Source organism: Pelagicoccus mobilis (genome assembly GCF_016595505.1).
GTDB classification, from domain to species: Bacteria; Verrucomicrobiota; Verrucomicrobiia; order Opitutales; family Opitutaceae; genus Pelagicoccus; species Pelagicoccus mobilis.
Genome location: NZ_JAENIL010000005.1, coordinates 80262 through 92672, shown reverse-complemented (window position 1 = coordinate 92672; position 12411 = coordinate 80262). Strand labels below are relative to the sequence as shown.

General features: G+C 51.0%; 8 protein-coding genes. 7 read left to right on the top strand and 1 reads right to left on the bottom strand.

What is annotated here, in order from left to right; translation table 11 throughout:
- The first annotated feature begins 1 nt into the window (after window position 1).
- The 3 genes from JIN87_RS03665 (at window position 2) to JIN87_RS03655 (ending at window position 4754) form a co-directional block, all read left to right on the top strand.
- Complete coding sequence (locus JIN87_RS03665) at window positions 2-1117, top strand: HlyD family secretion protein (protein ID WP_200354167.1); 1116 nt, start codon at window positions 2-4, stop codon at window positions 1115-1117.
- A gap of 107 nt (window positions 1118-1224) precedes the next feature.
- Entirely contained in the window at window positions 1225-2430 is a 1206-nt protein-coding gene (locus JIN87_RS03660; protein WP_200354166.1) for a hypothetical protein, read from the top strand.
- Window positions 2431-2468: 38 nt separating this feature from the next.
- Entirely contained in the window at window positions 2469-4754 is a 2286-nt protein-coding gene (locus JIN87_RS03655; RefSeq protein ID WP_200354165.1) for a CotH kinase family protein, read from the top strand.
- Between the two features lie 176 nt (window positions 4755-4930).
- Here JIN87_RS03655 and JIN87_RS03650 read toward each other — a convergent pair whose 3' ends face one another.
- Entirely contained in the window at window positions 4931-5905 is a 975-nt protein-coding gene (locus JIN87_RS03650) for an AraC family transcriptional regulator (protein ID WP_200354164.1), read from the bottom strand.
- Window positions 5906-6097: 192 nt separating this feature from the next.
- Between JIN87_RS03650 and JIN87_RS03645 the strand changes: the two genes are divergently transcribed.
- The 4 genes from JIN87_RS03645 to JIN87_RS03630 all read left to right on the top strand — a co-directional run bounded on the left by JIN87_RS03645 (window position 6098) and on the right by JIN87_RS03630 (window position 12166).
- On the top strand, window positions 6098-7285 hold the full coding sequence (locus JIN87_RS03645) for a glycoside hydrolase family 117 protein (protein WP_200354163.1): 1188 nt from the start codon (window positions 6098-6100) through the stop codon (window positions 7283-7285).
- 66 nt (window positions 7286-7351) lie between these two features.
- Entirely contained in the window at window positions 7352-9118 is a 1767-nt protein-coding gene (locus JIN87_RS03640; protein ID WP_200354162.1) for a family 16 glycosylhydrolase, read from the top strand.
- Between the two features lie 16 nt (window positions 9119-9134).
- Window positions 9135-10436, top strand: a complete 1302-nt coding sequence (locus JIN87_RS03635; protein ID WP_200354161.1) for a glycoside hydrolase family 117 protein — start codon at window positions 9135-9137, stop codon at window positions 10434-10436.
- A 347-nt stretch (window positions 10437-10783) separates the two neighbouring features.
- Window positions 10784-12166 (top strand): alpha-L-fucosidase, encoded by a 1383-nt coding sequence (locus JIN87_RS03630; RefSeq protein ID WP_200354160.1) that lies wholly within the window; start codon window positions 10784-10786, stop codon window positions 12164-12166.
- The last annotated feature ends 245 nt before the right edge of the window (window positions 12167-12411 follow it).

Below are 12411 nucleotides of genomic sequence, written 5' to 3'. Positions count from 1 at the left end.
GATGGGGAAGCAAGAAGTGTATCGTCTAGATCGGACTAAACGTTTCCGCATTTGGTTGGCTCGAAACTGTAAGCGTTGGCCAATCTTATTATGGGCATCCTTGGTTTTCGGCGTCGTCTGGGGCATGCAGGTCGGGAGTCAATCGGCGACTTTTGTGGGAGTCGTAGAGTATCCGAAGTATAGTGTGTCCGCGGAGCAAGAAGGGCGAATTTCGCATATTTCAGCTGAAGTAGGAGATCGAATCAGAGTTGGTGAACCGCTGGTGAAGATCGATAATTTGAGAACTGAAATTGCTCTAGCTGAACTCCGCGAACGCAGTGAACGTGACGCTCGGGATGCATACCGTCAATTTTTCGCTGAATTGGCGGGAGTGAGACGCGAGATACGCGACCTCTCGCTGAAGCGGGCCACGGAGGAGGCGGAGTTGATCGTTCTGCGAGAGGAGAGCGAACGATTGGAAGCTTTGCTTGAAAGGCGTTTGATCGATGTGGAAACAGTCTCCAGAAATCGTATACGACTAAATGTATCTGAGACCCTCGTTGCAGAGTACCCGAATCTTTTAGCAGAATTAGAAGCGGAGAAACAGGAACTGATTACAATGAGAGAATCTTACCTGGTTAAGGATTCTCCGAAAAGAGATAGGCTAGAGTCTCTTTTACTAGAGCAGCGAGACGCTCTTTCGCTGAAAGCGAACCGGAGTGGCTTGGTAGCTCGGGTTCTGAAACGAGAGGGAGATGTCGTGCGGTCCGGTGAAACGATTTTAGAACTGGTGGAGGAAAAGTCTCCCGTTGTTCGTGCCTTTCTTCCTTTGAGTTCACAACAACTCGTAGAGGAGGGCGACGAGGTTGTGATGAGATTTTCTGGTCACGGGGCTCAGCGAGTCTTTGGCGTTGTTAAGAGTATGAGCCCGACAGTGATCGATGTTCCTGATACCTCGAACCCGATCATGTCGCGAACAATCAGTGGTCGGATACTAACGATCAGTCTTCCGTCGCCTACAGATTGGACAGAAGGGCAGCGGCTATTGGTATCTTTGGATACAGCTGAGCCGTCTGCTTTGAGAACGCTTGTCGCCAACATATTCTCAAAGATGAGAAATGGCGGGGGAGAAATCTAGAAGTGAAAGTGTGTAGTCAATTTATCACTCTTATTCTCTTTTGTACTTTGCTGTACCCAGCGCGGGGGGAACCAACGAACGAAAGCGTTTCCCGGATCGTTGCATGGATGGACGAGACTGAAGTGGGGCTCGAGGTTGGAAAACCGGGGCTTACGCTAAAACGCTACATATCGCAGGCTCAAGAGTCAGACGAGAGAATTGCTCGTTTGAAGGCTCATTTGGAGGTGATTCGCCTGAGGGCTCGGGCTGGGCGCACTTGGCCTGACCCGGAAGTGAGGCTTGGTTATGGCGAGGACAGTCTTCGTGAGCGGGAGGACTATGAGGTAGGACTGCGGATTAGGTTGCCAAGGAAGGCGGAGCAAAAACAGATTCGCCGTATCGAGGAGATCGATTCGGATTGGACGAATGAGCGAATCGCGGCCCTGCATGAGCGTATTTCGGTGGAAATGCGGGACAGTTACATTGAAGCTGTTTTTGCTCGGTGGCTCTTTGTTGAGAGCTCCTCTTTTTTGCGGGAACTATTGCTGCACCACGGACGAATGAAGGAGTTGGAGGAGGCTGCCCTCGTAACGGTTGGAGAGGTGTCTCTAGTGGAGGTGGATATTGTTAAGCGGTTCACTCGCCTGAGTGAATTGTATACAGAATATCAGGACACTATCGCTAAGCTGAGCCTTTTTGGCGAGACTGTTGAAAACTGCGAGGTTCTCGTTGCAAGTGAGGATATTGAACACTGGGAATTGCCAATTCTTCCTGATTCACAGTTGGCTTTGACTTTAGCGATCCGGAACGACGAGACGATTCTGGAGCTGACGCGGGACAACGACTTATTGAATGCGGATTTGATTTCACGCAAAGGGTCTTGGATCCCTCAGCCTACCTTTGCTCAAGTAGAGTGGGGTGATACCAATCAAAGAACGAGTGGAGACTTGGCCAACGAGTGGGGAGTTAGGGCAGGCTTTTCCGTCGATCTGTTCAGCTCAGTTGAGCGAGAGTTCTTGGCGGCCGCCCAGGCGGAGGGAGTGGTGCTGCTCAGGAGTGAGTTGAAGAAAGTCGAGAATCGCGTGTCAATGGCTTGGAAAGAAGCGAATCAGTACGTAGAAGCGAATCGTCGCTTGCAAGAGGTTCTGGGGCAATCGAACGACGGTTTGTTTGGCGAGAGTCCTGGCCATAAATTGATGGAGAACTGGAAGATGCGGGAAGCTCAGTTTGAGTTGCGAAGTGAATTGATTGAGCAAAAGCAGAGGCTCTATCGAGCCTGTTCGAATTTGGAAAAGTCTGTTGGCGTGTCAGTTGTGGATGTGGGCATTCGCTAGGGTGTGTATACAAAAATTCGTTACGTTAGGAATTTGAAATGGATACAAGAGTTGTTTATTGGGTCGCTTTACTTTCGATGGGGGGAGCTCTAGCGGAGGGCGAAGAAATCGTAGGGAAGCTTGAATTGAAAATCGATGACGATGAATTTGAGCTCTCCGTGGATGGTGATAAGGACGATGCTTGGGTGTTTGAGTCATCGAGCGACCTCGTAGAGTGGGCTCGGCTACCGGATGTGAAGGCGGTGTATTCAGATGAAAAGCCTGTGTCGGTACCAAAATCAGATGGAGCTGTTTTCTTTCGTGCGAAGCGCTTTCCTGGTTTTTATGATACATCGGTTGTGCAGACGATCAGCATCGCGTTTGAGGAATCGAATTGGCGTACAATATTGGACGAGAATTATGCGGATGCGACATTCCTTGCTGGAGAGGTAACTTACGATGGATTTTCGTATCCAGAAGTCGGTATACGGTACAAAGGTAATACCTCGTATCGCCAAGCGGGTGAAAAGAAGTCGATCGCAATCGACATGGAGTACCTCGACGCAAACTTTGATATCATGGGTTATGAGAGCTTCAATTTCAATAATGCTCACAACGACGAATCGATGATGCGTGAAGCGTTGTATTTTAATTCGATCAAGGATTACTGCATTTCTCCTGCTGGCGGCTTCATCAACTTGGAAATAAACGGGGAGAACTGGGGATTGTACTCGAATGCGCAACAGCAGGATGGGGTACTGATCGAAGAGTGGTTTGACGACTACGATGGGGATCGTTGGAAAGCTGCGAGCGGTACTGGCGCTGGTGGTGGGGATACTGGGCCTGGTGGCGGAGGAGGTAGGCCTCCCGGTGGCGGAGGCGGCGGTGGCGGCCAATTCGCAAGTGGAGACGTTGCCTTGATGTACCTAGGGGACAACTCAAGTGACTACCCAAGTGAGTACGAGCTGAAAAAGGATGGAACGGGAGACGCTTGGGGAAATTTGATCGCGGTGGCAAAGCTCTTAGACGAGACCGATCCCTCTTCTTCGAACTATCGTGAAACGATGGAAACGAAATTTGCGGTAGACGAGTGGCTCTGGTTTATCGCCGCGGAGAACATCTTTACGGATGCGGATGGTTACTACTCTAAGGGAAGGGACTATCAAATCTATTTTGATCCTGAAGCGGGTCGCATGCATCCAGTTGAGCACGATGGAAATGAAGCGTTTACGGTAGGCCAAGAGACGTTAAGCCCATTGGATAGCGCGAACGATCCGAACCGTCCTGTTATCTACAAATTTTTGAATGATCCGGAATTGAAGCAGCGCTACTTCGCTCACTTTCGGACTATCTTGGACGAGAAGTTTAATCCAGAGTATATGGATACATTGATCGAGGCCTACCGGACTGTGATTTCTAGTGCAGTAGACGATGATCCTAAGCGGGGCTTTACCTTTGCGACTCACAATCTAGATATAAGTAATTTGAAGTCGCACATACAAAGTAGGTACGACTACTTGCGCGGCCACGCGGATATTGGAAAGTCTGGGCCGACTGTTGAGAGCGTGACGCTTTTGGAAGTACCCGCCGCGGGCGAGCCAGCTCCGGTTGTGGCATCTGTTTCTCAGCATGACTCGGAAGGGATAGACTCTGTTCGTTTGTACTACCGAGTAGGTGATGTGGGAGGTTATACGGATGTTGAGATGTACGACGATGGACTGCATGACGATGGTGCAGCTAACGACGGTCTCTTTGGAGGCGTAACCGCAGGCTATCAAGCAGGACAAAAGGTCCGATACTATGTAGAAGCTATTTCGGGAAACAGTGATCGGTCCGTTACTTATTTTCCTGCCAGAGCGGAGTCTGATCCTCTCAAATTTGAGATCGTTACAGCAGACGCTGTGGATACGAAGATCGTTATCAACGAGTTCATGGCTTCGAACGATACTGCCCTTGCTGATCCACAGGGAGACTACGATGATTGGATCGAGTTGAAGAACCTCACTGACGCTGAATTTGATCTCTCGGGCATGTTCTTGACGGACAACGCCAATAATCCGCGCAAATGGGAGATTCCAGCGGGCACAACGATCCCTGCTAATGGTTTTCTGATCGTGTGGGCAGATGAAGATGGTTCCGATGAAGGACTTCATGCGAACTTTAAACTCTCTGCTAGCGGTGAAGAAATCCTGATCGTGGATACGGACGCCAATTGGAATGTCGTTTTGGATCGAGTGGAGTTTGGGGCTCAGGCAGTGGATACATCCTATGGTCGACTAGAAAGCGGTTCGAACACCTTCGACTTCATGACGCCGACACCTGGAGCAGAGAATCTTGGAGAGTAACAGTTAGGAGCTAGGTCAGGTAGCATGGAAGGGAACTTCGCTAGCAAGTTGCTGGGCAGGACTAAGAGTGGAGAGCTGATAATTGCTTTTGCCAAGCGAGTGGAAAGGTAGGGCTCGACGGCCCGGCGAGCCGATTTGCAGCATCCTGCTTTTGCGGATTGCCCGGCGGTCAATCCCTACCTGTATCCACGCGGGGATACACCGATGGTCTTTTTGAAGAGTCGGGAGAAGTAGAAGGAGTCGCTGTAGCCGAGTTGGTCTGCGATCTCGCCAACGGGGAGTTTGGTCGTGGTGAGCAGTTCGCAGGCTCTCTGTATCTTCAGACGATTGAAGTAGTCGATCGGAGTGCTGTTGAAGCGTTTGAGAAAGAGGGCTCCGAAGTGGTTGGGGCTCATGTTGGCGACCTTTGCCAAATTTTGGAGGGTGAGCTTTTGGCTTATGCTCTGTTGCATGAATTCGATGGTATTATCCAGATTCTCTTCGGCCGAGCGGGAACGTGGCTCGATGGTTCTCATGCGGAATTGTATGAGGGTGAGGAGGCGGGAGAGCTCCCCGGTGGCTGCGAGCACGTTTACGAATGTGTGCACGCGGCTCATGGCCTTGATGAGTTGCTCGAGGGAGAGGGTGACTTCTTGGGCGTGGGGAAGGTGGATGACTGGAGGGGCTGAAGAAGGTGTGATGAGCTCTTGAAAGGCTGGAGCTTGTTTGCCTTGGAGATGAACCCAGTAAGGAGCCCAAGGATCGTCGGGATCTGAGCCGTACTTGTGTGAGGTGTGCGGCGGAACGATGAAGGCGTCGTTTTCCTCAACAGGCCATGCTTGTCCGTCGAGCTCCAACCAGCCCCGACCACGAGTGCAGAAGATGAAAACAGTGTTTTCCGTTCCGCTAGGTCGGTTGAGGTAGTGGGAGTAAACGGCTTGGTGATGTCCGGCTCGGGTGCAAAGCAGGTCCTGGGTGATTGGTTCCTCGAGGAGGGCGGGGCGGAGATTCTTGGCGAGTTGCATATCCCGCATGCCGGGCGCGACGCCACGCTGGACGTCGGCGATCGTTTTGGTCGGGAGATCTGACAAGTCTTGGAACTTATGCCCGGCGGAACGAAGGAGCTTCGCAACCTCTGTCTCGCAGCGAACTTGGGCGGGCGGCTTTTTCATGTCGGGATATTGTCCATGTATACAAATGTATTGTCCATGGCGAATATCGGTTAGGTTTGGTTTAATGCCCAACCTCAGACGTAGGGTTGGTGCTCGATCTGCATTGCTTCGCTCTCGTGCTATCTTGCGAAGTCGTTTGGAGCGGGCGCCATTCCTACAGCTACTTTATCCCCCAAAACCTAAGATTTTGAAATGGACACTAAGCCAGTCGTCAAACTATCGGACTTCCCTTGGGATATCCCGCAAAGCAAACCTGATCGCCCTCTGAGTGGCTCGATGGAGCGTCTCTATGAGAATTACGCGACGCCTCGCCCTGAGGACAATGAGCTCTTCACCAGTTTCAAGTACACGAAGCTAAAAGGTTTCGACTACCGTGATGCGGATGGAACGCTCACACGTCGTGATCCGTCGAAGATCATTTTTGAGAACGGTAAGTACTACGTCTGGTACACGAAGCGTGATACGGTTTGCCCGCCGCGAGGGGCAGCGAATTGCACGGATGAAATTCCCTCGACCGATTGGGATTTAGCTGAGGTCTGGTATGCGACCAGCGAGGACGGTTTTACCTGGGAAGAGCAGGGCTGCGCGGTACCGCGTCCAGCTAAGCCTCAAGTTGGGTGGCGTTCGGTGGCGACTCCGGATATTCTGAAATGGAAGGGGAAATTCTATCTCTACTATCAAGCCTTTGAGGAGGCAAGCGGTACGAAGGGAGATAATTGTCCGGTAGCAGTTTCGTATTCGGATTCTCCTGACGGTCCTTGGACACGGGCAGAGGGAGTCACGGTTGAAAATGGAGAACCGGGTACTTGGGATCAGTACTCGATCCACGGTCCAGCTCCTCTGGTTTACAATGGAAAGATCTACTTGTACTATAAGGCCGCCTTTGGCGATCGTCCGGATTATCTGGTGGGGCTTGGATTGGTAACTGCGGATGACCCTCTGGGACCGTTCGAAAAGCATCCCTTGAACCCGATCATGAACTCGGGGCACGAGACGACTTTCTTTCCGTTCCGCGAAGGGATCGCGGCTCTGGCGATTCGTAACGGCAATGAGGCCAATACGATCCAGTATTCTCCGGATGGCGTAAACTTCGACATCGCTGCGGTTTCGACTCTTTTCCCGACCGCCGCCAAACCCTACGCTCCGGATGCTTTTCTGGATACAGGTGATGGTCGGGGATTCGAGTGGGGCTTGTGTCATTTCACCAACGGTGGCTCGCCGGGCAAGAAGTACGGTTTTCTTGCACGCTTCGATTGTTCATTGAGTCGTGATGAGGAAAACCCGCAGATGAAGAATACTCAGGTGAATATCAAGCCAGAGGTGTACTTTCAGCAAGGGTTGACTGATGAGCAGCGTAAGGCTCGTGGGGAGAAAGGGTAACTCGTGATCTCTTTTCTGTTTATCCCTAGGGCTGTTGCCATCACCAGTTGCTTGCTTGCGTGCTCGATGGGGTTCGCAAGCGAGCGGATCGATTTGGATCAATGGAAATTGGTATGGAATGATGAGTTTGACTACCCAGATGAGCAATTAGAGGAGAAATGGACTGCCCAGCATTCGGCCTCGGGCGGTTTCGTCATATCAAGCCGTTGGCGTGAGAACGTTGTGGTTCGAGATGGAATCCTCGAATTGATCAACCGTAAGGAGAGTCGCGGTGGCCAGGATTGGACGTCTGGAAGCACCTGGACAAACGAGCGTTTTCACTACGGGTATTACGAGGCTCGATACAAGTATGCGGGAGCGACTGGTACGAATAATTCGTTCTGGATGTGGCCTCGTGGAGGCGTTGGGGAAGGAGAGAAGGCTTTCGAGATGGATGTCAACGAAGGGCACTATCCCAACGAGATAAACACTAACGTCCACAATTGGACCGACAAGTGGATCGAAAACGGTGTCGAAAAGCACGAAGATGATCCCAAGCACTTTACTCCGGGATCACTGCCGATATCGGAGGCCTATTCGCACGTGCTTCAAACCCCTGTATCGACAAAACGGATAAGGTTTTCATCCACGCATGGAGCTCATTTCCATATCCGCGAGTTTCGGGCTTATGCACCGAACGAGGCAGGCTATCCGGTAAACGTGTTGTCGGAGACTGCGGATACAGATGTTGCTGGACTTGTTAACCATACGCGAGCGACAGGGACGAGCATCACTGCAAGTGGTTTCTTCAATGACAATTCGAAGACTTCGAGCATTGCCGACGGAAAGGTGCTTCAGGGCAGTTGGATTTCCCAGATGGCCGGAGACAAGTGGTTGGAGATCGAATGGGATCAAGAGAAGGAGATTGGTGCCATCCAGTTCGTTAATGGTTGGCTTAGCGGCGGAAAGTGGAAAGCTCTCATCTCAAACTACCGGATACAGTATCACGATGGTGAATCTTGGCAGGAATTAGTTGATTTTGATTCCGTCAATGGAATCGACTATTCAGAGGAGTATCACACCTACGGTCTTGAGTGGAATGAAACGGAGATGAAGTTCTACTTCGATGGAGAGTTGATTCGTACGAAGGCGCATACACTCAATCATAGCCTCACGAATATCTATTTGAGCCTAGCTATTCTCGACGGAGGGATAGCAGGAGCGGTAACCGATGCGATCGATGGGACGAGTATGAAGGTCGACTATGTTCGCTATTACCAGAAGCGAACGGATGTGCCTGTGTCCGATGTTTCACTTAGCCCAGGAGGGATCGTCATGGAAGTTGGTGAGGAGTATACTCTCAATGTATCCGTTATTCCAGGCGACGCGACGAACCGAACGGTTAGCTTTTCATCAAGTCGACCAGAGGTCGCGAGTGTTGATGCGAGCGGAAAGGTGCAAGCGGCTTCCGAAGGAAGAACGATCATTTCAGCGATAACCGAGGATGGCGAAAAGGTCGCTAGCTCGGTTATCTACGTGGGAAATATTGTGAGCACGGAGAACGCGAAAATTTCCGAATTCACGATGAGAGGTGGGAATGGGGGGCCGGAGTTAGTCCTGAGATACCCTCGCTTGAGCGATCTCCAGGCGTTGGGATTGGAGCACGTTTTGGAGTATTCCGATGATTTGAGTTCTTGGAGCGAAATTGGCGAGATCGATGGAATGAGTTTCACTTCAGAGGAACTCTCTTTCAGCGAGCAAAGTGGCGTAGCCCAGTTGCAGACTGTTGTGCAAGCGGGTGGAGAGACTGGATCAGCACCCGGATTCTTTCGGGTTAAGGTGAACGAGATCTAGAGTCGGTAGTACGAAGATGATGATTCGAAGTAAAGTATGTGGGTTGATTGGTTTGCTCGCTTTGGCCATGGTGGCCTGCTCGCCAACTGTGCTAGAGGATGACTCTGTTGATGAGAGTCGTGTAAGTGAGGTTTTTCCGCACAAGATGCCAGAGTCCAAACCGGATTTCCCTATGAGTGCAGCAGCGGATCGAATGTTTGACTATCCCGCGCCACGCGTGCAGGACAATGAACTCTTCTCTCAGTTTAAGTACACTCGCCTGGAGGGCTTCGACTATAACGGCGGAGATGGCACTATTACGCGTCGCGACCCGTCTCGACCGGTATTGGTCGATGGTAGGTACTACATGTGGTACACCAAGCGTCATACGAAGGTGCCGCCTATCGGTTGGAACAAGGCAGATCAAGCGACCGATGAGATTCCTTCAACGGATTGGGACTTGTGTGATATCTGGTATGCGACTTCTGAAGACGGTTTCAAATGGGAGGAACAGGGCGTCGCAGTTTCCCGCCCTGAAAAGCCTGCCCTCGGCTGGCGTTCGGTGGCGACGCCGGACATCTTGATTTGGGAAGGTAAATACTACCTCTATTTTCAGGCCTTCAATGAACCTAGCGGTACTCGCGGTGATTGGTGCCCGATTTCTATGGCGTATTCAGATTCTCCAGATGGGCCTTGGACGCATGTGGGGAGAGCGGTGGTTCCTTTTGGCAAGAAAGGTGAGTGGGATCAGGATCAAACGCAGGATCCTCATTTGATCGTCTACAAGGATAAGATTTATCTCTATTACAAGGCGGCCTATAACAAGTGGCCGGATGTACGCGATAAGTACGCGGTAGCCCATGGATTGGCAATCGCAGACAATCCGTTTGGCCCCTTTGAAAAGCATCCGCTGAATCCAGTCCTGAACTCGGGGCACGAAACCTGTTACTTTCCGTTCAAGGAAGGGATCGCTGCAATGGCGATCAAGGACGGGAATGAGGCTCAAACTATGCAATACGCACAAGATGGTGTTAACTTCGAAATCGCATCAGTGATCGAGTTGACGCCAACAGCGACCGGATTCTACACCCCAGATGCATTTACAGGAACCGAGTATGGGCGTGGTGTGACATGGGGTGTGTGCCATTTCATCAATGCCGCTCAATCCCGTGACAAGAAGCATTCGATCATTGCTCGTGTGGACTGTGATCTGAGCTTAGATGTGCACGAACCTTCTTTGAAGAGCACTGGAGTCTGGCACCGTCCGGAGGTGTTCTTCAAGCAAGGGTTGGGTGGTTTGAGGGCGAAGCGGGAAGCTGAGTCTAAGCGAGTGGACTGACGGTTCGGAATAACCTTGCTGGCGATACTCTATTTGGGGTCGATAGATCTTCCGCCTTACCGTGGCGAGGTGTCCTGTTCGCAAGGGTTAATGTCGATATCCTCTTGTAGTTGGTCTGTAGTTGTTCGTTCAGTACGCGTTGATCTTAACGATACTCTCCCAATGGCCTGCCTAGCAGTATGGGTGTGGACGTTTGTGTTGCTCCTTAGTCCCCGAACTAACTTATGGAAACGTTTCCGGCCTTTGTCGTTAAAGCTAGAATCTGCATAGCCAAGGTCAAAACGTGCATTGCTCGTTTGGTTGGTTATCGTTAGTATGGGTGCGATTTAACCCCGATAAGCCACACTATGTCTCGAAACGATATGTTCCCTTGCAGACTGGGTCGTTTGATCCTCTCTGCGCTTGCTCTACTACTCATTTCCCAGTTCATCCCGCAAAGAGCGATGGCTGGTGATGTTGTCCGAGATTTCCTTAATTTGAAATTCGGCATGTTTATCCACTATAACATGGGGACCTATCATGCGGAGCAATGGGCCAAGCCAGGACACGATCCGAAGTCGTTTGCTCCGACTGATTTGAACTGCTCGCAATGGGCAAGTGCGGCCAAGTCTGCGAAGATGAGTTATGCGGTTTTTACCACAAAGCATCACGATGGCTTTTGTCTTTGGGATACGGAGGTAACTGACTACGACATCGCTAGTAGCTCTTATTCGGGAGACATTGTTCAGGAGTATGCTGACGCGTTTCGTAAGGAGGGGATCGAGGTCGGCCTGTATTTCTCGGTCTGGGATCGCCAGCATAAGATAGAGCACGGGGCGATTACGCCGGAGAAGGTGGAGTTTACGAAACGTCAATTGACTGAACTGCTGACCAACTACGGAGAGATCGTATGCATCGTAATCGATGGTTGGGGATCTCGTTGGGGGCGGGGACCGAATTTCGAGGAATTCCCGTTTGAGATACTAGCGGATCACATCCATTCGATCCAACCGGACTGCTTGGTGATTAACCATAGTTGCCGTGCCGATCTCGCATATACGGATGTTGTCCACTACGAAGCAACCCATGGGCAACACATTCCATACGATAATACCTTCCCATCTCAGCAGGGACCTACTCTGCAGCCCTCATGGTTTTGGGAGAAGCACTTTGTGGATCTTGAGCTGAAATCAGTGGAGTCGGTTTTGCAGGAACTGAAATTCTCGAATGCTCACCTGAGCAACTACCTGCTAAATGCCGCTCCCAACGATAAGGGGTTGATGGATGATAATATTGTCCGTCGGTTGGCTGAGATCGGAGAGGTCGTAACGTTTACACCACCTCTAAGAGCGTTGCCCGAGCTGCAGCCGACTAATAAGAACGTGACTGCAACGGTGTCGAGCCGGTCTGAATACGCCGGTACTGATCCTGCAAACGTTTTGGACAGCAATTTGTTTACGGGTTGGAAGGCTTCTGCGGAGGACGAGGCGGCATGGATCGAACTCGATTTCTCTAAGCCGGAATGCTTCAATTTTCTGTCCATGCATGGTGGGTACAAGAAGGCGATCCAGAGATATGTCGTAGAAGCCTTGGTTGACGGCGAATGGAAGGAACTCTTTTCAGCTGGACCTATTACCTTCCACGAAAAGCATCACTTCGAGGAAGTGACAGCTCAGAAGTATCGCCTTCGTGTGCTGGAGAAAGAAGGTGTTCCAGAAATCGTGGAAATGACCTTTGTTCGATACGAGTAGCGTGCTTGGGGAGGGAATTTAACGATGATGGCTTTGCCAGCGATGATGCTTCGCAGCGATGATGTTTGAGGTGGATGCTATCATCGCTCGCCGAAGGTGATCATGTAAGCCGCAGGCTGTATCATCGTTAAAATATAGCCCTAACCGAATGGGGTTTGGGACAAAAAAATGGCCATGGGGGACCATGGCCGCTACCTTTCGGTGAAAGCGAAGGGCTTGAGGTTCGTTTGACCCTCAAGCCCTGG

What these genes read in the sequence shown, in the direction of transcription:
- JIN87_RS03635 (WP_200354161.1), top strand. Translation starts at nt 9,135, where the DNA reads ATGATGATTCGAAGTAAAGTATGTGGGTTGATTGGTTTGCTCGCTTTG.
- JIN87_RS03660 (WP_200354166.1), top strand. Translation starts at nt 1,225, where the DNA reads ATGGACGAGACTGAAGTGGGGCTCGAGGTTGGAAAACCGGGGCTTACG.
- JIN87_RS03665 (WP_200354167.1), top strand. Translation starts at nt 2, where the DNA reads ATGGGGAAGCAAGAAGTGTATCGTCTAGATCGGACTAAACGTTTCCGC.
- JIN87_RS03640 (WP_200354162.1), top strand. Translation starts at nt 7,352, where the DNA reads ATGGGGTTCGCAAGCGAGCGGATCGATTTGGATCAATGGAAATTGGTA.
- JIN87_RS03655 (WP_200354165.1), top strand. Translation starts at nt 2,469, where the DNA reads ATGGATACAAGAGTTGTTTATTGGGTCGCTTTACTTTCGATGGGGGGA.
- JIN87_RS03650 (WP_200354164.1), bottom strand. Translation starts at nt 5,905, where the DNA reads ATGAAAAAGCCGCCCGCCCAAGTTCGCTGCGAGACAGAGGTTGCGAAG.
- JIN87_RS03630 (WP_200354160.1), top strand. Translation starts at nt 10,784, where the DNA reads ATGTCTCGAAACGATATGTTCCCTTGCAGACTGGGTCGTTTGATCCTC.
- JIN87_RS03645 (WP_200354163.1), top strand. Translation starts at nt 6,098, where the DNA reads ATGGACACTAAGCCAGTCGTCAAACTATCGGACTTCCCTTGGGATATC.